The 18,981-nt window shown below is 47.0% G+C and carries 22 protein-coding genes; 18 read left to right on the plus strand and 4 right to left on the minus strand.

All coding sequences use genetic code 11. From position 1 onward, the window contains the following. Positions 1 to 23 precede the first annotated feature (23 nt). Both ABU165_RS02910 and mciZ read right to left on the minus strand, forming a co-directional pair. On the minus strand, positions 24 to 944 hold the full coding sequence (locus ABU165_RS02910; protein ID WP_318059514.1) for an aldo/keto reductase: 921 nt from the start codon (positions 942 to 944) through the stop codon (positions 24 to 26). Between the two features lie 68 nt (positions 945 to 1,012). Further along, complete coding sequence (gene mciZ, locus ABU165_RS02915) at positions 1,013 to 1,180, minus strand: Z-ring formation inhibitor MciZ (RefSeq protein ID WP_022544165.1); 168 nt, start codon at positions 1,178 to 1,180, stop codon at positions 1,013 to 1,015. Positions 1,181 to 1,253: 73 nt separating this feature from the next. On the opposite strand from mciZ, the gene ABU165_RS02920 reads away from it, so the two are divergent. Both ABU165_RS02920 and ABU165_RS02925 read left to right on the plus strand, forming a co-directional pair. Beyond that, on the plus strand, positions 1,254 to 1,808 hold the full coding sequence (locus ABU165_RS02920) for an NUDIX hydrolase (protein WP_101550229.1): 555 nt from the start codon (positions 1,254 to 1,256) through the stop codon (positions 1,806 to 1,808). After that, the gene (locus ABU165_RS02925; RefSeq protein ID WP_148949120.1) at positions 1,805 to 2,977 is read left to right on the plus strand and encodes an endonuclease Q family protein; all 1,173 of its coding nucleotides are present in this window, start codon (positions 1,805 to 1,807) and stop codon (positions 2,975 to 2,977) included. The genes ABU165_RS02920 and ABU165_RS02925 overlap by 4 nt, the downstream gene beginning before the upstream one ends. Before the next feature lie 86 nt (positions 2,978 to 3,063). On the opposite strand, the gene ABU165_RS02930 is transcribed toward ABU165_RS02925, so the two are convergent. Continuing rightward, positions 3,064 to 3,630 (minus strand): GNAT family N-acetyltransferase, encoded by a 567-nt coding sequence (locus tag ABU165_RS02930; RefSeq protein WP_022544163.1) that lies wholly within the window; start codon positions 3,628 to 3,630, stop codon positions 3,064 to 3,066. A gap of 152 nt (positions 3,631 to 3,782) precedes the next feature. Between ABU165_RS02930 and spoIIM the strand changes: the two genes are divergently transcribed. The 16 genes from spoIIM (at position 3,783) to lysA (ending at position 17,914) form a co-directional block, all read left to right on the plus strand. Continuing rightward, positions 3,783 to 4,427, plus strand: coding sequence for a stage II sporulation protein M (gene spoIIM, locus ABU165_RS02935; protein ID WP_022544162.1), 645 nt, complete (start codon positions 3,783 to 3,785; stop codon positions 4,425 to 4,427). Between the two features lie 146 nt (positions 4,428 to 4,573). Continuing rightward, a complete protein-coding gene (gene fur, locus ABU165_RS02940) occupies positions 4,574 to 5,038 on the plus strand; it encodes a ferric iron uptake transcriptional regulator (protein WP_022544161.1) in 465 nt (154 codons plus the stop codon). 143 nt (positions 5,039 to 5,181) lie between these two features. After that, positions 5,182 to 5,409: a YqzK family protein gene (locus ABU165_RS02945; protein ID WP_022544160.1), complete on the plus strand. Its 228-nt coding sequence runs from the start codon at positions 5,182 to 5,184 to the stop codon at positions 5,407 to 5,409. 7 nt (positions 5,410 to 5,416) lie between these two features. Beyond that, positions 5,417 to 6,310 carry a site-specific tyrosine recombinase XerD gene (gene xerD, locus ABU165_RS02950; RefSeq protein WP_318059513.1) on the plus strand — a complete coding sequence of 298 codons (894 nt, stop codon included), beginning with the start codon at positions 5,417 to 5,419 and terminating at the stop codon, positions 6,308 to 6,310. Positions 6,311 to 6,525: 215 nt separating this feature from the next. After that, a complete protein-coding gene (deoB, locus tag ABU165_RS02955; RefSeq protein WP_148949122.1) occupies positions 6,526 to 7,707 on the plus strand; it encodes a phosphopentomutase in 1,182 nt (393 codons plus the stop codon). Between the two features lie 112 nt (positions 7,708 to 7,819). Beyond that, entirely contained in the window at positions 7,820 to 8,641 is an 822-nt protein-coding gene (locus ABU165_RS02960) for a purine-nucleoside phosphorylase (protein ID WP_009794756.1), read from the plus strand. Positions 8,642 to 8,664: 23 nt separating this feature from the next. Then, positions 8,665 to 9,969 (plus strand): pyrimidine-nucleoside phosphorylase, encoded by a 1,305-nt coding sequence (locus tag ABU165_RS02965; RefSeq protein ID WP_101550220.1) that lies wholly within the window; start codon positions 8,665 to 8,667, stop codon positions 9,967 to 9,969. Positions 9,970 to 10,236: 267 nt separating this feature from the next. Continuing rightward, entirely contained in the window at positions 10,237 to 11,397 is a 1,161-nt protein-coding gene (locus ABU165_RS02970) for a D-alanyl-D-alanine carboxypeptidase family protein (RefSeq protein ID WP_035403067.1), read from the plus strand. A 186-nt stretch (positions 11,398 to 11,583) separates the two neighbouring features. Further along, a complete protein-coding gene (spoIIAA, locus tag ABU165_RS02975) occupies positions 11,584 to 11,934 on the plus strand; it encodes an anti-sigma F factor antagonist (RefSeq protein WP_009794759.1) in 351 nt (116 codons plus the stop codon). Positions 11,935 to 11,936: 2 nt separating this feature from the next. Further along, positions 11,937 to 12,377 (plus strand): anti-sigma F factor, encoded by a 441-nt coding sequence (spoIIAB, locus tag ABU165_RS02980; RefSeq protein WP_101550218.1) that lies wholly within the window; start codon positions 11,937 to 11,939, stop codon positions 12,375 to 12,377. Between the two features lie 12 nt (positions 12,378 to 12,389). Further along, on the plus strand, positions 12,390 to 13,148 hold the full coding sequence (gene sigF / locus ABU165_RS02985; protein ID WP_009794761.1) for an RNA polymerase sporulation sigma factor SigF: 759 nt from the start codon (positions 12,390 to 12,392) through the stop codon (positions 13,146 to 13,148). A 141-nt stretch (positions 13,149 to 13,289) separates the two neighbouring features. Then, positions 13,290 to 13,910 carry a stage V sporulation protein AA gene (locus ABU165_RS02990; RefSeq protein ID WP_022544158.1) on the plus strand — a complete coding sequence of 207 codons (621 nt, stop codon included), beginning with the start codon at positions 13,290 to 13,292 and terminating at the stop codon, positions 13,908 to 13,910. Further along, a complete protein-coding gene (locus tag ABU165_RS02995) occupies positions 13,900 to 14,319 on the plus strand; it encodes a stage V sporulation protein AB (RefSeq protein WP_009794763.1) in 420 nt (139 codons plus the stop codon). Before ABU165_RS02990 ends, ABU165_RS02995 begins: the two co-directional genes overlap by 11 nt. A 28-nt stretch (positions 14,320 to 14,347) precedes the next feature. Beyond that, positions 14,348 to 14,923: a stage V sporulation protein SpoVABEA gene (spoVAEA, locus tag ABU165_RS03000; protein ID WP_009794764.1), complete on the plus strand. Its 576-nt coding sequence runs from the start codon at positions 14,348 to 14,350 to the stop codon at positions 14,921 to 14,923. Further along, the gene (locus ABU165_RS03005) at positions 14,910 to 16,394 is read left to right on the plus strand and encodes a spore germination protein (protein ID WP_009794765.1); all 1,485 of its coding nucleotides are present in this window, start codon (positions 14,910 to 14,912) and stop codon (positions 16,392 to 16,394) included. Before spoVAEA ends, ABU165_RS03005 begins: the two co-directional genes overlap by 14 nt. Positions 16,395 to 16,594: 200 nt before the next feature. Next, on the plus strand, positions 16,595 to 17,914 hold the full coding sequence (gene lysA / locus ABU165_RS03010) for a diaminopimelate decarboxylase (RefSeq protein ID WP_009794766.1): 1,320 nt from the start codon (positions 16,595 to 16,597) through the stop codon (positions 17,912 to 17,914). 57 nt (positions 17,915 to 17,971) lie between these two features. Here the strand turns inward: lysA and ABU165_RS03015 are convergent, their stop codons facing one another. Continuing rightward, positions 17,972 to 18,844 (minus strand): DUF1002 domain-containing protein, encoded by an 873-nt coding sequence (locus ABU165_RS03015; protein ID WP_318059512.1) that lies wholly within the window; start codon positions 18,842 to 18,844, stop codon positions 17,972 to 17,974. Positions 18,845 to 18,981: the final 137 nt, after the last annotated feature.

Consider the following 18,981-nt stretch of genomic DNA (forward strand, 5'->3'; position numbering starts at 1 on the left):
CGTTACTCGGGAATCGCCAGGGCCTATCTGTGCTGTCCATATTGATTTGCCAGGCTGATAGACTGGATGGCCGCCAGTTCTTCAGCCGATAAAGGGCCAGCTGCCGCGGCCCTAGCATTCTCCCTGACCTGTGCGGCCGAGCTGGCGCCGGCAGCCACAGAAGCGACTGCAGGGCTGGAAAGGACATATTGGAAGGCCAATTCTGTCATCGAACGATTGCCGGAAGCTTCTTTCAGGTGGCGGAGAATGTCTTCCAGCTCTTTGTAGCTGTAATCAAGATAACCGTTTTCCTTTACAGAACCTGGGGCTTTCCCGAGCATCTTATCGCTCAGCATCCCCTTGGCGAGAGGGCCGCGGACCACGGCGCTGATAGCTTTCTCTTTAAGAAGCGGAAGGGCTGTCTCCTCCGGGCGGCGGTCAAGGATGCTGTATTGCATCATGACAGAAGCGATATTGGACCTTTTCACGTATTCCCGGATCACATTCGGCCTGATGGAGGAGATTCCATAGTGGCGGATAAAGCCCTCTTCCTTCAGTTCTTCAAATGCTTCAATTGTTTCATCTATCGGATCATCAAGGGTTCCGCCGTGAAGCTGATACAAATCGATATAATCTGTTCCCAGCCGCTTCAGGCTTCCCTTGACCGCTTCTTTAATATAAGCCTTAGAAGGATCCCAGCTCCAGCCGTCCTTTGCTTCATTCCAGCGGTTGCCTGCTTTTGTAGCAATAATGACGTTTTCGCGCACTTCCTTGAGTGCTTCGCCGACAATCTTTTCATTTTCCCCGAAATCGTATAGATCGGCGGTATCAAAATAATTGATTCCTTCTTCCAAAGCTGCCTCGATGATCTTCCTTCCTTCAAGGGCATCTGTTCCAAGGGACATGCAGCCAAGTCCCAGCTCGCTTACATATAGTCCTGTCTTTTCAAGCTCTCTCTTTTTCATATTTTCACCTCGAACTTATGATGAGTCCATTGTATCTAAAAGAAGGGCATGGCCACAAATATAAGAGACTATTTTATCCTCCGGAGCCGGACTTTTTCCGGGGTGGCAGCTGCCTCTGCCGAATCGATCCATTCCTTGATCAGCGTATGTTTCACTGTGTACTCTCTCAATTTTTCACGAATCTCCCATGCCTTGCCTGCAAGGATGACGCCTTTAGAGTGGACGCGGATTTTCAATTCATACTCCCCCAAATAAAGTATGATAAAATGTATGAGCAGATAATCGGATTAGAACTGGAGTGATAGAACAGTGAAGCATCCTTTAGAAGAAAAAACGATAAAAACAGAGCAGATTTTTAACGGGAAGGTCATCTCCCTTCAGGTGGACGATGTGGAGCTGCCGAACGGAAAAAACTCAAAACGGGAAATTGTCAAGCATCCTGGAGCGGTTGCTGTCATTCCCCTTACAGATGACAACAAAATCGTGATGGTAGAGCAGTTCAGAAAACCTCTTGAAAAGGCAATTGTGGAAATTCCGGCAGGCAAGCTTGAAAAAGGCGAGGATCCGGAGCTTTGTGCAAAAAGAGAGCTGGAAGAAGAGACAGGCTATGTTTGCGGAGAAATCGAAAAGCTCGTTTCCTTTTATACTTCACCCGGATTCGCTGATGAGATTCTCCATATATATGCTGCCAGAAAACTGAGAAAAATAGAAAATCCCGCCATTCCGGATGAGGATGAATTCGTCGATGTTATTGAGCTTACTCTTGAAGAGGCGCAGGCTTATATAGAAGAGCAAAAAATCCATGATGCCAAAACAGTCTATGCTGTCCAGTATCTCCAGATCGAACAGCTGAAGAACAGATGATGCTTCAAACTTATTATGCCGATATGCACATCCATATCGGCCGGACAAAGTCAGGGCGCGCCGTTAAAATAACGGGGGCCAGATCACTTGTGTTTTCCAATATCATCGAGCATGCAAGGGACAGTAAAGGCCTGGATATGATCGGGATTATTGACTGCCATTCACCAGAGGTAATTGACGAGATGGAAGAACTGATGGCCACGGGCGAGCTTGTGCAATCGCCTGAAGGAGGTCTGCTGTACGGCGGCCTCGCAATCATTCCAGGATCAGAGCTTGAAATCTATGATGAAAGCTGCAAGGGCCCCATCCACGTTCTCTGCTATTTTCCAAACCTTGATGTGATGAAGGAATTCTCTTTGTGGCTGAAAGGCCGCCTTAAAAATATCCATTTAAGCTCACAGCGTATCTATGCATCAGGAAAAGAGCTGCAGTCACAGGTAAAAGCGCTTGGCGGATTATTCATTCCGGCCCATGTCTTTACGCCTTTCAAGAGCATGTATGGAAAAGGTGTCGACCGGTCGCTTGAAGAGGTCTTCGATAAAGATCTTATCGATGGGATCGAGCTGGGCCTGAGTTCGGATACAGAAATGGCTGATATGATTCATGAGCTGCACCAGTACCCTTTTCTTACAAATTCAGATGCTCACTCTCTCGGAAAAATAGCCAGGGAATATCAGCAGATTGAAATGGCCGGGCCTTCATTCAATGAGTTTCATTTAGCCTTGAAAAGAGAGGGAGGGAGAAGGATTTCCGCCAATTACGGACTGGACCCGCAGCTGGGGAAATATCATCAGACAGTTTGTCTGGACTGCCATTCCCCCCTCGCTTCCGGTCATAATGGCTGCCGGAAGTGCGGAAGCATAAAGCAGGTGAAGGGAGTGGCCGATCGGATTATGGAGCTTAAGACAGCTGGGAGTGCACCGGCAGACAGGCCGCCATATGTCCATCAAGTGCCGCTCGAATTCATTCCCGGCCTCGGCCCAAAGATACTGGAAAGGCTGCTGGACCATTTTGGGACTGAAATGGACATACTCCACAGAGTGCCGAAGGAGGCACTGGAAGAGGTCATTCCAGATAAGCTTGCTATGCTGATCGTCAAAGCGAGGAGCGGCCGGCTTAGCTTGAAAGCAGGCGGCGGAGGGAAGTACGGAAAAGTTGAGCAGGAATAGCAGCTGAAGGGGACGAACACAGGAGCCGGGCTATAACTGTAAATATCTAACGAAATACCGGATCCAGAGAGCGGATCCGGTTTTTTCTATTCTTTTAACTTTGCAAAAATACAAGTGTCCCGCAGCACATCACCGCTGGCGCAGAGGGTATTTTTTCTTAAGGTAGCTTCCAGCGTAAAGCCGAGCCTCTCGGGGATTTTTCTGCTGGCTGTGTTCTCCGGATCGCACCGGATCTCAATTCTATTGGCAGACAGGCTGCTGAATGTAAACTCAATAAGAGCTTCGACCGCTTCTGAGATATAACCTTTCTTATGATGGCGCGAATCGCACCAATAGCCGATTTCAAACCTGCGGGCCTCCCAGTCGATGCGGTGCAGCCCGGTCGATCCGATGAATTGGCCGTCTTCTTTGCGGTATATATGGAGGCGGATATCTTCCCTCAGCCAAAATTGGGCATATGACCGGCGGATGCCTGCTTCTGTTTCTTCGAGGGACTGTTCCTTGGCAGCGAAAGGCAGCCATTTTTTCAGCTCATCCTTTGATGCTATGACAGCATCATACACATCTTTGCCATCGCCTGGCAGGCAAGGCCGGATATACAATCTTTCTGTCTCTGCAATGATTTCAGGAAAGTCGATTAAAATTGGATTCATTTTCCACTCCTCCTTTGTGATTGTTCCGATTATATCGGGTGGCACAAAGACTGGCAATATATTTTTAAAATAATGGCAAAATGATAGAATCCTGTCATAGACTGTTCTTCCCTGCATAGGATGTAGTAATAGATTATACAGGAGGAAGAGCAATGAAAAAACGTATGTACCAGAACTTTGCAGCCAATCATTTTCGCGAGCATTCCTCGATCTACTTATTCGTCATCGTCCTGTTTCTGATGGGGGTCATTTTCGGTGCCGTAGTGGTGAACAGCCTGAGCTTCAATCAAAAGGAAGATTTATATTACTATCTGTCGCAATTTTTTGGACAGGTATCGGCCGGCACTGTAGCTGAGTCACATGATCTTTTTATCCAGAGCCTGTTCCATAACAGCAAGTTCATTGGACTGATGTGGCTTCTCGGCATTTCCATCATCGGCCTGCCGGTCATCCTCGTGCTGTTATTTATGAAGGGTATGGTTGTCGGATTTACAGTCGGCTTTCTTGTAAACAGGATGGGCTGGGATGGGTTCCTGCTTTCCTTTGTATCAGTTATGCCGCAGAATATCATCATCATTCCGATCTTTATCATCACCGCAGCGATGACAGTGGCTCTGTCTTTAAAGATGATCAGGAGGCAATTTATGAAAAATCTCGGCCAGCCGGTCGTGCCGATGTTTGGAAGGTACCTGGCTGTGTTCTGCGCGGCAGTTCTATTATTATCAGTGGCTGCCGGCATAGAAGCCTATCTTTCCCCGGCTTTGATGAAATCGGTTGTCAGCAGTATAAAGCCTTGATTGCTTATTTTATAGTGATTATAATATAAGAATGAATATATTTTATTATAATAATTGTATCTTCTTATTTATAATGATTTTATTTTGAAAACATCTCCCTATCTGTTATAATGAGAACTGACAGTGCGAGGGAGGGACTTTACGGGATGGAGACCAGAATAGATAGAATTAAAAAACAGCTGCATTCGTCAAGCTATAAATTAACACCGCAGCGTGAAGCAACAGTCCGTGTGCTGCTGGAGAATGAAGAAGATCATCTGAGCGCGGAAGATGTATACCTCCTTGTCAAAGAGAAGTCGCCTGAGATAGGACTGGCGACCGTTTATCGCACACTGGAGCTGTTAACGGAACTGAAAATTGTCGATAAAATCAATTTTGGTGATGGAGTTTCCCGCTATGACCTGAGGCAGGAAGGCGCCGCCCATTTCCACCACCATTTAGTATGCATAGAATGCGGGGCAGTAGATGAGATCCAGGATGACCTTCTGGAGGATGTCGAAGCGATAGTTGAGCGTGACTGGAACTTTAAGATCAAAGATCACCGCCTGACATTTCATGGCATCTGCTACCGCTGCCAGGATAAAGAAGAAAGCGCCGATGAGGCTGATTGACTGGAACCTTTTCTTTAAACCGGAAAAGGTTTTTATTATTCTCCGAAAAAAAGCCGGAAATGCCAAAAGCTTTAGCCGGGAAGGTATAAATCTTGTCCAGCTTGGCATATCTTTTATTATAGAATGCAGCTGGAGGAAGAATGATGAGATCCTGGATGATTATGACGTTTAAAACATTGAAGGTATTTGTCCTGTTTACGGGATGTACAATCCTTTTTTATTATGGGCTTTTATGGTTAAATGAAGAATATCAGAGCTATCACCGTTATGATGAGCCGGAAGGCAGCGCCGTCAGGGTATCTGGTGATGCAGTTTCTGATGAAACCGACTGGTTTGACAGACTGATTCTGTTTTACCACAATGGGGAGTAATGCATAAATGGAAGACAGGCTGAAAGATTTTGTTCACTTTTTATTGATTGAAAAGGGACTTGCCAACAATACAATTGTCTCTTATGAACGGGATTTGAAAAATTATCTTAAATTCATTGTGAAAAGCGAAGGGCTTGCCAGTTTGAATGAAGTCCAAAGGGTCCATATCGTCCAGTTCCTGAAAAAGCTGAAGGAACAGGGGAAATCTGCCAAGACCCTTGCCAGGCATATTGCTTCCATCCGTGCCTTCCATCAGTTCCTGCTCAGGGAGAAGGCATGCGAAAATGATCCATCTGTACATATTGAGTCGCCGCAGCAGGAAAGAAGCCTTCCAAAGGTCCTGAGCATGGCAGAAGTGGAAACCCTCCTGGAATCGCCCTCAGACTCGAGCCATTACAGCCTCCGCGACAAAGCGATGCTTGAGCTCCTGTATGCAACAGGAATCAGGGTCAGTGAACTGATCGGACTGCAGATAGGCGATGTCCATCTGACAATGGGCTTTATCCGCTGCATCGGGAAAGGAAATAAAGAAAGAATCATTCCGATTGGGAAAACAGCTTCAGAAGCAATTGAAAGATATCTTCTGCATGGAAGGCCGAATTTTGTTTCGAAAAGCCGCAGAGATGATACATTATTCCTGAACCATCATGGAAGGCAGCTGACCCGCCAGGGATTCTGGAAAATACTGAAAAAGCTTGCAGGCGATGCGGGCATTGAAAAAGAGCTTACCCCTCATACTCTAAGGCATTCTTTTGCCACCCATCTGCTGGAAAATGGAGCAGATTTGCGGGCAGTACAGGAGATGCTCGGTCATGCGGATATATCAACAACCCAGATATATACCCATGTCACGAAAATAAGGCTGAAGGATGTATATTCAAAATTTCATCCCCGTGCCTGATAAAACTGGAGTTTATAAATCTGCAAAAAAATAAATCTGATAAAACTGCTGAATATAAAGCAGTTTTTTCTTGTTTTTTAGGTTATTTGTTTTGTAGAATATAGATGTCAGACTTCTGACGATTCTAAACCTCTCGCAGGTTAATACTTTTGAAAAAGGGTAACATATATTTGTAAAATAAATTGAAAACGTGTACATGTTTAGGAGGAGAGCACATGAATTCGCATACATATAAAAGAATCTTTCTAATTGTTATGGATTCGGTGGGAATTGGCGAGGCAGCGGATGCTGAGCGCTTCGGCGACAAGGGATCTGATACGCTTGGCCATATCGCTGAAAGGATGAACGGGCTGAACATGCCGAACATGGGCCGGCTGGGCCTCAGCAATATCAAAGAAATCAAAGGTATTGAAAAAGCAGAGAAGCCGCTCGCTTCTTATACAAAGATGCAGGAAGCATCAAACGGAAAAGACACCATGACAGGGCATTGGGAGATCATGGGGCTGAATATCGAGACACCGTTCAGGGTATTCCCGGACGGCTTCCCGGATGAGCTTTTGTCAGAGCTTGAAGCCCGCACAGGCAGAAAGATCATCGGGAACAAGCCGGCAAGCGGCACTGAGATCCTTGATGAGCTTGGGGAAGAGCATATGAAGACAGGAGCCCTGATTGTGTATACCTCGGCTGACTCGGTCCTTCAGATTGCAGCCCATGAAGAGATTGTGCCGATTGATGAGCTGTACACGATCTGTAAAATCGCCAGGGAACTGACACTTGATGAGAAATACATGGTTGGAAGAGTGATAGCACGTCCTTTCATCGGACAGCCTGGTGCATTCAAGCGGACAGCGAACAGGCATGATTATGCCCTGAAGCCATTTGACAGGACGGTCATGAATGAGCTGAAGGACGGCGGACTGGATGTACTGGCCATCGGAAAGATTTCCGACATCTATGACGGCGAAGGTGTGACAAAGTCACTGCGCACTGTCTCTAACATGGACGGGATGGATAAGCTCCTCGAAACGATGGATATGGATTTCACAGGCTTGAGCTTCTTGAATCTTGTGGACTTTGATGCCCTTTTCGGACATAGACGGGACCCGGAGGGCTACGGGAAAGCGCTGGAAGAATATGATGCCCGCCTTCCGGAAGTGTTTGATAAGCTGAAGGAAGATGATCTGCTCATCATTACGGCTGACCACGGGAATGACCCGGTACATCCCGGGACAGACCATACACGTGAATATGTCCCATTATTGGCGTATTCTAAGGGCATGGCGGTCGGAAAAGAGCTGCCAATCAGGCAGACATTCGCCGATATCGGCGCTACTGTAGCGGAAAACTTTGCTGTGGCCGCGCCAAAATTCGGAAAAAGCTTTCTGGGTGAATTGTAAGCCCGGGTCATATTTTAAACAACTGACAAGCTGAGCCATAGAAGGAGATTGGCAGGCAATGGCTGCCACCGGTTATCCGCTCAGTACTGTCTGATAAAAAGGGGATTATAAAATGGACTACGGAAAAATTCAAAATGCAGCACAATTTTTAAAAGAAAAGTATGGAGAAACGCCTAAAATCGGTTTGATTCTTGGCTCCGGGCTCGGCGTTCTGGCAGATGAAATCGAACAGCCAGTGAAAATACCTTATAATGAAATTCCTGATTTCCCTGTTTCAACAGTTGAAGGGCATGCAGGCCAGCTTGTATTCGGCCTTCTGAACGGTGTACAGGCTGTGGCTATGCAAGGGCGCTTCCACTATTATGAAGGCTACAGCTTCGACAAGGTCACTTTCCCTGTAAGAGTCATGAAGGAGCTCGGAGTGGAAATCCTGATCGTGACAAACGCTGCCGGCGGTGTTAATGAAAGCTTTGCACCAGGAGATTTAATGCTTATCTCGGACCATATCAACAATATGGGAAGCAATCCTCTGATTGGACCTAATGACTCCAAGCTTGGCGTCCGTTTTCCTGATATGTCGGAAGCATACTCCAGGGATCTGCGCCAGCAGGCAAGAGAGATTGCAGGCAAGCTGAATATCAGCATCCAGGAAGGTGTATATGTTGGCAATACCGGCCCTACATATGAAACGCCTGCAGAAGTGAGGATGCTCCGCACTATGGGCGGTGACGCAGTCGGCATGTCGACGGTACCTGAGGTAATCGTGGCCAGGCATGCAGGCCTGAAAGTACTGGGTATTTCCTGCATTTCCAATATGGCAGCAGGCATACTGGATCAGCCTTTAAACCATGAAGAAGTAATTGAAACGACTGAAAAAGTGAAGGCGAACTTCCTCTCTTATGTGAAAGAGCTTGTACGCCAGTTTGGTGCTTAAATAAAGAAAAAGTGGTGACGAATATGAGAATGGTTGACTTAATAGAAAAGAAACGCGACGGCAAAGAGCTGTCTTCGGAAGAAATCCAATTCATAATAAAAGGCTATACTGACGGTTCAATTCCTGACTATCAGATCAGTGCTTTAACGATGGCTATCTTTTTCCAGGGCATGACAGAAAGTGAGAGAGCCGACCTGACGATGAGCATGGTAGAATCAGGCGATAAAATCGATCTGTCAAAAATCGAAGGCATTAAAGTCGACAAGCATTCCACAGGGGGAGTCGGCGATACAACTACGCTGGTGCTCGGCCCTCTTGTAGCGGCTGTCGGTGTCCCGGTCGCTAAAATGTCCGGCCGCGGCCTTGGCCATACAGGCGGTACCATCGATAAGCTGGAGGCGGTTGAAGGCTTCCATGTAGAGATAGAAAACGAAGAGTTCATCAAGCTGGTCAATCAGAACAAAATTGCCGTCATCGGACAGAGCGGTAATCTTACGCCGGCGGATAAAAAATTATATGCCCTCCGCGATGTAACAGCGACGGTAGACAGCATCCCGCTCATTGCCAGCTCTATCATGAGCAAGAAGATTGCAGCCGGCGCAGATGCCATTGTCCTTGATGTGAAAACGGGGGCTGGCGCCTTCATGAAGACGCTTGACGATTCAAGAGAACTTGCGAAAGCAATGGTGAGGATCGGGAACAATGTCGGCCGCAAGACGATGGCAGTCATTTCAGATATGAGCCAGCCGCTTGGCTTTGCCATCGGCAATGCCTTGGAAGTGAAAGAAGCAATCGACACATTAAAAGGCGAAGGACCGGAAGATCTGACTGAGCTGTGCCTTGTACTAGGCAGCCATATGGTTGTGCTGGCTGAAAAGGCAGAAACCCCGGCACAAGCACGAGAAATGCTTGAACAGGCAATCAAGGACGGATCCGCCCTTGAAGCAATGAAAACCTTCCTCAGCTCACAGGGAGGGGACGCTTCTGTTGTCGATGATCCTTCCCGTTTGCCGCAGGCCAAATTTGTTTATGAACTTGAAGCAAAAGAAGATGGCTATGTTTCAGAAATTGTCGCTGACGCCGTAGGAACGGCTGCCATGGTCCTTGGTGCAGGAAGGGCAACTAAAGAATCTGAAATCGATCTTGCCGTCGGGCTCATGCTCCGCAAGAAGATCGGCGACACTGTCTCAAAAGGAGAATCACTTGCCACCATCTACAGCAATTTCGAAAACGTTGAAGAAGTCAAAGAACGCCTGTACAGCAGCATCAAAATCACGGCTTCCAAAGTAGATGCCCCTGTACTGGTGCATGAAGAAATTACTGAATAACATTGTATGGAAAAGCTGCATCCCTTAAGGGTGCAGCTTTTTTATGCCTTGACTCCCGCGTGCTTTCCGGTCCCCTTAGAGCACTCCGAAAATAAGTGAAAGCAGCCTCTCCAGCTCTCGGGCAATCCCTCCATTATACAAGCTCTTAAATTCTCAAACCCATCTGAAACGGCTCATGTAAAATAAAAACCGTACCTCCGCCAATTTATTGTATAAATTTGTCTCCTTTGGAAAAAATGGAGGCTATAAAGAATGGAGGGTTATGTGATGAAGCGAATCGTTTCTATAATGGTGTTTGTTTTACTATCAGCAATGATGGCACCGGCAGCCTTAGCCGAAGAAAGCGGCGTCAAGCTGGTTGACAACGTAAAATCGGCGATCTTGATTGAGCGGGATACCGGGGCTGTTTTATATGAGCAGAACAGCAATGAACAGCTGCCTCCAGCAAGCATGACTAAGATCATGACCATGCTTTTGATCATGGAAGCGATTGATAAGGGCAAGCTTTCCATGGATGAAAAGATCAGGGCGAGTGAATATGCAGCATCCATGGGCGGCTCGCAAATATTCCTGGAACCGGGCGAAGAAATGACAACAGAACAGATGCTGAAGGGGATTGCCATCGGATCAGGAAATGATGCATCTGTTGCCATGGCTGAGAGGCTCGCCGGTTCAGAAGAAGAATTCGTCAAGCTGATGAATAAAAAAGCCAAAGACCTTGGCTTGAAGGACACGATTTTCAAGAATGCAACAGGCCTGCCTGTAACCGAGCACTACAGCACAGCCCATGATATGGCACTTATGGCAAAGGAACTGCTGAAATATGAAGGCATAACCAAGTTTACAGGAACATATGAAGCTTATTTAAGGGAAGATACCGACAAGAAATTCTGGCTGGTCAATACAAACAGGCTGGTCCGCTTCTATCCGGGAGTCGACGGATTGAAGACAGGCTTTACAAATGAAGCGAAATATTGCCTGACGGCTACAGCTGAGAAAAACGGGATGAGGGTAATCGCAGTTGTCTTTGGTGCTCCGACATCGAAAGAAAGAAATGCTCAGGTAACCAAGATGCTGGATTATGCTTTCAGCCAGTATGAGACACATCCAATGTATAAGCGGAATGAAGCTTTAGGTTCTGCCAAAGTCAGCAAAGGCGAGATAAAGCAGGTCGAAGCTCTGACAAGCGAGCCGATCTCACTGCTGACGAAAAAAGGCGAAGACACAAAGGCAGTCAAGAAAACCGTCGTCCTGAAAAAAGACCTGAAAGCCCCAATAGCTAAAGGCGATCAAATTGGTACGCTGAAAGTTGAAAAAGATGGGAAGACAATCGTGGAAAGCCCGCTGGTGGCCAAAAGCGAAGTGAAAGAGGCAGGCTGGTGGACGCTCTATAAACGGGCTCTCGGCATTTTCACGAAATCAAATTGATGTCGAAAAAAAGGTGCATCAAGGAAAATTTAGCGAAACCGCACTAGTTTTGCCTTCAGGAAGGAATAAGGGCCTCCTTCAGCGAAATTGACTCTCTAGAAAGGCTTGATCCATGCAGGAGATGAGGCATGGACAGCCGGCCGGATCTGTAAATGGTTCCGGCAGCAGAGAAGGAGGCTATCAGTCATGAGTCTGATGATTGGATTGGAAGTAAAAAATGATGTGCTGTGCATTCGCTTAAGCGGAGAATTGGACCACCATTCGGCAGATGAATTAAGGGAAAAGGCAACAAACGCCATAGAGTCTTATGGGATCCGCCACATTGTCCTCAATCTGGAGCAATTATCCTTTATGGACAGCTCAGGCCTTGGAGTGATCCTGGGCAGGTATAAGCAAATTAAGCAGCTTCACGGCGAGATGGTCGTCTGTGCCATTTCACCGGCGGTACAGAGGCTATTCGATATGTCCGGGCTGTTTAAAATCATCCGTCTTGAGCCGACTGAAGAATTTGCACTTCAGCGATTGGGGGTTGCCTGACAATGAAAAATGAAATGAATCTGCAATTCAGCGCTTTGAGCCAGAATGAGTCCTTTGCCCGGGTGACCGTCGCGGCTTTCATCGCCCAGCTTGATCCGACAATGGATGAACTGACTGAAATCAAGACGGTCGTATCAGAGGCAGTTACCAACTCGATCATCCATGGCTATAACAATGACAGTAAAGGGATTGTCTATATTTTTGTCAGTATTGAGGACGGCTTCGTTGATATGACAATCAGAGATGAAGGGCTCGGGATCGGGGATGTGGAAGAGGCCAGGCAGCCGCTGTTTACAACCAAACCAGAGCTGGAACGTTCCGGCATGGGCTTTACAATCATGGAAAATTTCATGGATGAGATAGAAGTTCGCTCACACCCAGGAGAAGGCACCGAAATCCGTTTAAGGAAGCATTTATCAAACAGTAAAATGCTATGCAATTAAGGGAGTCATGCTATGGATGTGGAGGTAAAGACAGATAAGACCCAGACGTATCTCAAGGATCACGAGGTAAAAGAGCTCATACAAAAAAGCCAGGCAGGAGACCAGGGGGCACGGGACACGATTGTCCAGAAAAACATGAGGCTGGTCTGGTCAGTGGTCCAGCGTTTTCTCAACAGAGGATATGAGCCGGATGATTTATTCCAGATCGGCTGCATCGGCCTCTTGAAGTCGGTTGATAAATTTGATCTGAGCTATGATGTAAAGTTTTCAACCTATGCCGTTCCTATGATCATCGGGGAGATACAGCGTTTCATCCGGGATGATGGAACTGTGAAGGTGAGCCGCTCCCTGAAGGAAATGGGAAATAAAATCCGCAAGGCAAAAGACGAGCTGACCAAGACTTTTGGAAGGATTCCGACTGTAACAGAGCTTTCCGCTTATCTGGAAATCCCTCCTGAGGATATCATCCTTGCCCAGGAAGCAGGCAGGACGCCATCCTCCATTCATGAAACTGTATATGAAAACGACGGCGACCCTATCACACTGCTGGATCAGATCGATGATGGCAATGATGGCAAGTGGTTTGACCAGATAGCCCTCAAAGAGGCAATCCGCGAGCTGGATGAGCGGGAAAGGCTGATTGTTTATCTCAGATATTATAAAGATCAGACACAGTCTGAAGTGGCAGCAAGGCTGGGAATATCACAGGTGCAGGTCTCCCGGCTCGAGAAGAAAATCCTGCAGCAGATGAAAGACCGGATGGATATGTGAATCCATCCGGTCTTTTTTGTGTACTGATTCCCGGGCAGTCCAGAGCGGCTTTCCATTATCCCCAATTTTTGGTCGACATGATTGGAATTTTATTACGAATACTATTTATACAAGGAAAACACTGTTTGGGAAGTGATCATAATGGAAAAAACGGTTTATGTCCGGCTCAGGAACCGTATTCAAGTGCGTCCGCAGGCTTCCGTCCAGCTAAAGGACATTGCCTTGATTATTGCAGATGAAACACTTTATGAACGGTTAGGGAATCTTTCCATCCATCACGTTTCAGATCATGACCGGAATATCATTGTCATTGACATTGTCCAGGTGATCCAGGCCATTGCCGCAGAAAAGCTGCAGCTCGATATACAGGCTGTCGGTCCCTCCCAGACGATCATTGAGGTGATCTATAAAAAGAAAAAAGCATCCACAGCGTTTTTCCTGCTAATCTGGTTTTTGCTGTTTTTTGGTGCCGCACTGACAATCATGAATTTTCATGAAGACGTCAGCATGCAGACAGTGCATCAGCGGATTTATACAATCATCACCGGAAAAGTGGAGAAAAAGCCCCTGCTGTTCCAAATTCCCTATTCTCTTGGCCTTGGACTTGGGATGATCATTTTCTTTAATCATGTTTTCAAAAAAAGGCTCAATGAGGAGCCCAGCCCGCTGGAGGTTGAAATGTTCAATTACCAGCAGGATCTCGACCGGTATGTCATCATGCATGAAAATAAAGAAAGCATGAAGAACCTTGATGACCATTAGCATCATTATCGTCATTTTCCTGGGATTTGCGGGAGGCGTCTCTGTGGGGGCAGGATTTGTTGCGTTTCTGACTGTGCTGGGGATCATTCCAAGGCTGACCCAGCTGTCAAAGACAATGAAAATGATCCATCACTATGAATGGGCAGTTGTAATCGGGGCGGTTGCAGGAACATCTGCAAGCCTTCAGGACCCGCGGCTTTACTTTCCGGGATTTATCCTTGTTCTTTTCGGTCTGGCAGGCGGGATTTTTGTGGGGATGGTGGCGGCAGCACTTACAGAAGTGCTTAACGTCCTGCCGCTGCTGGCCAAAAGGCTTGGGATTGACGGTAAAATAGTTGTTCTGCTGATGGCCATCGTATTCGGGAAAGTATTTGGATCGCTGTTTCACTGGATGTATTTTGTAGACTGACTATGTAAAGCGAAAGGACATCAAAGCAATGGATGAACGCAGGAAAGTCATACTGATTACAGATGGCGATGAGTATGCAAGAAGGACTGCAGAGCATGTAGCGAAGGATATTGGCGGCAGATGCATCTCTATGTCCCACGGGAATCCATCTGTTTTGTCAGGACCTGATATCGTGAAGATGATCAAGAAAGCCCCCAATGACCCTGTACTTGTCATGTTTGATGACTCCGGCTATGTCGGCGAAGGGCTTGGTGAAACGGCCCTTAAATATGTGGCAAGGCATGAAGACATTGAGGTGCTCGGTGTAATAGCAGTTGCTTCAAAAACAAGGCAGGCGGAATGGACGCATGTGGATGTATGTGTCGACAGGTACGGTGAGCTTACTCCGTATGGTGTTGACAAGCTTGGTGTCCCTGAAATGGAAATTGGAAAAATGAACGGGGATACAGTCTACTGCCTCGACGAATTGGATGTCCCGCTGATTGTCGGAATCGGCGATATCGGCAAGATGTCACGAAGAGATCATTATGAAAAAGGCTCTCCCATCACCAAAAAGGCAGTGGAACTCATTCTGGAAAGGAGCGGATTTTATGGCGGAAACTAAAAAGAAAAACAAAACCTCTATTTCAGAATCACCCGGCAGAAACGAAGACTTCATGAAAGAGCGCATCGGGCTTGGCGTCAGCTTTGACCTGGGTGTCAGGAAGCTGCAGATCCTGAAGAAAGAAATCCAGATTTATTATGTAAATGGATTATGTGATACTTCTTTTATCACCCAAATCCTTGAAGAGCTCGTGGAAATCAATGATCACGAGAAACTGTCCTCAAACGTTTTCAATATCGTGAAAAACCGCATTGTCAATCAGTCGGTGCAGCCGATTGAAACAATGGACGAACTGGTTGACCAGGTGCTGTCCGGCCTGATTGTTATACTGGTTGAAGGGGAGACGACGGGACTTGTTGTCGATGTCAGAAGCTATCCCGGCAGAACACCGGAGGAGCCCGATACAGAGAAAGTTGTGCGGGGGTCAAGGGATGGATATGTAGAAAATATTATTGTTAATACCGCCCTGACCAGAAGGCGGATCAGGGATGAGCGGCTCCGCTTTGAAATCATGCGGATAGGGGAGCGCTCCAAAACCGATATAGCGATTGCTTATATTAAGGATGTCGCCAGTACAGATTTGATTGAAGTGGTCAGGCAGGAAATTCAATCGATTGATATCGACGGACTGACAATGGCGGATAAAACGGTTGAAGAATTTCTCTTAAAGCAAGGCTATAATCCATATCCGCTCGTCCGTTATACAGAAAGGGCCGATGTCGGTGCAACCCATCTGCTGGAAGGGCATGTCCTGATTTTCGTTGATACGTCGCCAAGTGTGATCATCACGCCGACAACCTTTTTCCACCATCTGCAGCATGCTGAGGAATACAGACAGTCGCCGGCAGTCGGCACATTCATCCGCTGGATCCGCTTCATCGGAGTGCTCGCCTCACTATTCCTGCTGCCATTATGGTTCTTATTTACTCTGGAGCCGCAATTGCTGCCGGATGCCATCAAGTTCATCGGCCCGAATGAGAAGACAAATATACCTATTGTCATACAAATCTTCTTGGCGGATATTGGCATTGAGTTCCTGAGGATTGCTGCCATCCATACGCCCACACCTCTTTCAACGGCAATGGGATTGATAGCAGCCGTCCTGATCGGACAAATTGCCATCGATGTCGGGCTGTTTGTGCCGGAGGTCATTCTCTATGTGGCTGTTGCTTCTATAGGAACCTTTTCAACCCCAAGCTATGAACTCAGTATAGCCAATAAGATGGCAAGGCTTGCCATGCTGATTGCCGTGGCACTCTTCCATACACCGGGCTTCATTATCAGCATAACAGTGTTCATCCTCCTCCTGGCAAGCATCAGGTCGCTGAACACGCCATACTTATGGCCGCTGCTGCCTTTCAGCCCGAAAGCATTTCTGCAGATCCTGATCAGAAGGTCTGTCCCGGGGTCTAAGATCAGGCCAAGCATCGTCCATGCGAAAAACCGCTTCAAACAGCCGGCTAAAAATTGAATATTATGCTAATATCAATTGCAGTTTTCCGGCAATTATGGTAAGTTTTTAACTAAATAAAGGACTAAAGAAGCTGAAATAGACAGTTCAGAAACGGGGACTGTCTATTTTATATAGCATGGAATTATTCGGGGCTGTAAAAAAGCGGCCGCGGCAGTCTATAATAAGAGTAACAGTATAGAGGGAATGAGGGAGTAAGCATGTTTTTTCATGGGACAGCAAGAGTAAATGGACAATCTCATTTGGAAATCGGCGGAATGGATACCGTTGAATTGGCAAAGCAATTCGGGACACCGGTTTATGTATATGATGTGGCACTGATTCGCGAAAGGGCAAGAGGCTTCAGGCAGACATTTGAAGAACTGGGGGTGAAATCCCAGGTTGCTTATGCGAGCAAAGCATTTTCATCCATTGCCATGATTCAGCTGGCTGAAGAAGAAGGCCTGTCGCTTGATGTGGTTTCAGGAGGAGAGCTGTATACCGCTCTGGCGGCTGAGTTCCCTGTGGAAAGAATCCACTTCCATGGCAATAATAAGAGCAGGGAAGAACTGGAGATGGCTCTTCACTATGGAGTCGGATGCATCGTTGTAGACAATTTCGATGAGCTGGAACTGCTTAAGTCAGTTTGCGAAAACAAAAACACGAAAACCAAGATTCTGCTGCGTGTGACACCGGGAATCGAGGCGCATACCCACGATTATATCCTGACAGGGCAGGAGGATTCCAAATTCGGCTTTGATCTGCAAAATGGACAGGCCGAAGCTGCGCTCAAGCAGGCCATATCAACTCCATGGCTGGAAACACTCGGCATTCACTGCCATATCGGATCACAAATCTTTGAAACGACCGGCTTCATTCTTGCGGCCGAGAAAATATTTGAAAAACTGTCAATCTGGAAAAAAGAGCTTGCCTATGAACCGGCTGTGCTGAATCTGGGCGGAGGCTTTGGCATCCGCTATACAGATGAAGACGCGCCGATTGCGGCTTCAAAATATGTCGAAGAAATCATCAGCGAAGTGAAAAAGCTGGCCGGCAGCTACCAGATGGAAATGCCGGAAATCTGGATTGAACCAGGCCGTTCGCTTGTCGGCGATGCCGGGACAACACTCTATAAGACAGGCTCAAGAAAGGATGTCCCGAATGTCCGCCATTACCTGGCGGTGGACGGAGGCATGAGCGATAATATCCGTCCGGCCCTTTATCAGGCCAAATACGAAGCTGTGCTTGCCAACCGGCCGCTGGAGAAAGCGGAAGAAACGGTCTCCATTGCCGGCAAATGCTGCGAGTCAGGCGATATGCTGATATGGGACCTGCCTTTGCCGAAAGCAGAGCGGGAAGACCTTCTGGCTGTATTTTGTACAGGAGCCTACGGATATTCCATGGCCAACAACTATAACCGAATCCCGCGGCCGCCGGTTGTATTCGTAGAAAATGGAGAGGCGCGCCTTGTCGTCAAACGAGAAAGCTTCGAAGACTTGATCAGGCTTGACCTGCCTCTTCAGGAGAAAATCAAGAACTAGAAAAAAGCAGCCGAACGGCTGCTTTTTTGAGCTGTGCTGTTAAGCACCTCTATTTTACTATGAGAAGAATGCTTTAACAGCATCGATGGCACTTGAGAAAAAGCGTTTCAGGCTGTCCAGGAAGCCCTGGCCTTCTTCACTTTCAAGATACTTGGTGATTTTGTCCTTTGCTTTATCAAGCTGATCTCCGACCTGATTCCAGTCAATGTTCAGATCCTTCAGTTTGTTGAACAGGTCGATCAGGCTTTGCATTTCTTTATCTGTCAGGGTGATGCCAAGGTCCTTTGCCGCGTTTTCGATGATGTTCTGGAGCTCTTCGTCGGTGGCAGGTTTATTTTTGCTGATTTCTTCTTTGATTTTTGCTATTAGAGCAGCGGCATTCTCATTCCCGACCGAATCGCCAAGCTTGGCCGTTTCTACCATTTCTTCATTTGCTGCCTGCTTGACTTCTTCAGGTATCGTCTCATCTGCTGAGATCTCATATGCTTTTATAATTCCGGTCAGGGCGGCTGTCCCGGATACAGGCGATGGTGCGGTTATATATATTTCAGCATCTTTTACACCAGCAGTTATCAGAGCATTGATATACATTTCGTCTGTTACCCAGTTGATGTTCTTCGTTTCAACTTCAAGTCCTGATCCGGATTTCGCGACCGTTGTCGCTGAAGAAGAAATGGCTCTTGTGCCGATGAGTGCTTTGCTGATATAGCTGCCCAGATATTGATGTTCCTCTTCATTTGAGACAGTGATGGTCATGGCGTCCTTTGGCGCTTCCATCTCTGCAAGCAGGACGTTTTTCTGTTCTTCGGAAAGGTTTTCGCCAAGGGTGACGATCATATCTCCTTCGGCCATGTCTGCTGAAGCTCCCGCTGGCAGAATCAGCATCAGAGCAAGGGCAAGCAGCATTATATTTTTGCATCGTTTAAGCATAATGTTCCTCCTAATCTTGTATACGCAGGCTGGACTCTATATTAATAGACGTACATAATGATATAAAAGTTTCGGAAAAAATTCATCCCCCTGCAGCCAATAGTCCCTATTTTCCCGGCGGGATAGATAAAAAAACG

This window comes from Cytobacillus sp. T106 (assembly GCF_040492155.1).
Taxonomy (GTDB): Bacteria; Bacillota; Bacilli; order Bacillales; family Cytobacillaceae; genus Bacillus_AB; species Bacillus_AB infantis.

What these genes read in the sequence shown, in the direction of transcription:
- ABU165_RS02910 (WP_318059514.1), bottom strand. Translation starts at nt 944, where the DNA reads ATGAAAAAGAGAGAGCTTGAAAAGACAGGACTATATGTAAGCGAGCTG.
- ABU165_RS02925 (WP_148949120.1), top strand. Translation starts at nt 1,805, where the DNA reads ATGATGCTTCAAACTTATTATGCCGATATGCACATCCATATCGGCCGG.
- ABU165_RS02930 (WP_022544163.1), bottom strand. Translation starts at nt 3,630, where the DNA reads ATGAATCCAATTTTAATCGACTTTCCTGAAATCATTGCAGAGACAGAA.
- spoIIM (WP_022544162.1), top strand. Translation starts at nt 3,783, where the DNA reads ATGAAAAAACGTATGTACCAGAACTTTGCAGCCAATCATTTTCGCGAG.
- fur (WP_022544161.1), top strand. Translation starts at nt 4,574, where the DNA reads ATGGAGACCAGAATAGATAGAATTAAAAAACAGCTGCATTCGTCAAGC.
- ABU165_RS02945 (WP_022544160.1), top strand. Translation starts at nt 5,182, where the DNA reads ATGAGATCCTGGATGATTATGACGTTTAAAACATTGAAGGTATTTGTC.
- xerD (WP_318059513.1), top strand. Translation starts at nt 5,417, where the DNA reads ATGGAAGACAGGCTGAAAGATTTTGTTCACTTTTTATTGATTGAAAAG.
- deoB (WP_148949122.1), top strand. Translation starts at nt 6,526, where the DNA reads ATGAATTCGCATACATATAAAAGAATCTTTCTAATTGTTATGGATTCG.
- ABU165_RS02960 (WP_009794756.1), top strand. Translation starts at nt 7,820, where the DNA reads ATGGACTACGGAAAAATTCAAAATGCAGCACAATTTTTAAAAGAAAAG.
- ABU165_RS02965 (WP_101550220.1), top strand. Translation starts at nt 8,665, where the DNA reads ATGAGAATGGTTGACTTAATAGAAAAGAAACGCGACGGCAAAGAGCTG.
- ABU165_RS02970 (WP_035403067.1), top strand. Translation starts at nt 10,237, where the DNA reads ATGAAGCGAATCGTTTCTATAATGGTGTTTGTTTTACTATCAGCAATG.
- spoIIAA (WP_009794759.1), top strand. Translation starts at nt 11,584, where the DNA reads ATGAGTCTGATGATTGGATTGGAAGTAAAAAATGATGTGCTGTGCATT.
- spoIIAB (WP_101550218.1), top strand. Translation starts at nt 11,937, where the DNA reads ATGAAAAATGAAATGAATCTGCAATTCAGCGCTTTGAGCCAGAATGAG.
- sigF (WP_009794761.1), top strand. Translation starts at nt 12,390, where the DNA reads ATGGATGTGGAGGTAAAGACAGATAAGACCCAGACGTATCTCAAGGAT.
- ABU165_RS02990 (WP_022544158.1), top strand. Translation starts at nt 13,290, where the DNA reads ATGGAAAAAACGGTTTATGTCCGGCTCAGGAACCGTATTCAAGTGCGT.
- ABU165_RS02995 (WP_009794763.1), top strand. Translation starts at nt 13,900, where the DNA reads ATGACCATTAGCATCATTATCGTCATTTTCCTGGGATTTGCGGGAGGC.
- spoVAEA (WP_009794764.1), top strand. Translation starts at nt 14,348, where the DNA reads ATGGATGAACGCAGGAAAGTCATACTGATTACAGATGGCGATGAGTAT.
- ABU165_RS03005 (WP_009794765.1), top strand. Translation starts at nt 14,910, where the DNA reads ATGGCGGAAACTAAAAAGAAAAACAAAACCTCTATTTCAGAATCACCC.
- lysA (WP_009794766.1), top strand. Translation starts at nt 16,595, where the DNA reads ATGTTTTTTCATGGGACAGCAAGAGTAAATGGACAATCTCATTTGGAA.
- ABU165_RS03015 (WP_318059512.1), bottom strand. Translation starts at nt 18,844, where the DNA reads ATGCTTAAACGATGCAAAAATATAATGCTGCTTGCCCTTGCTCTGATG.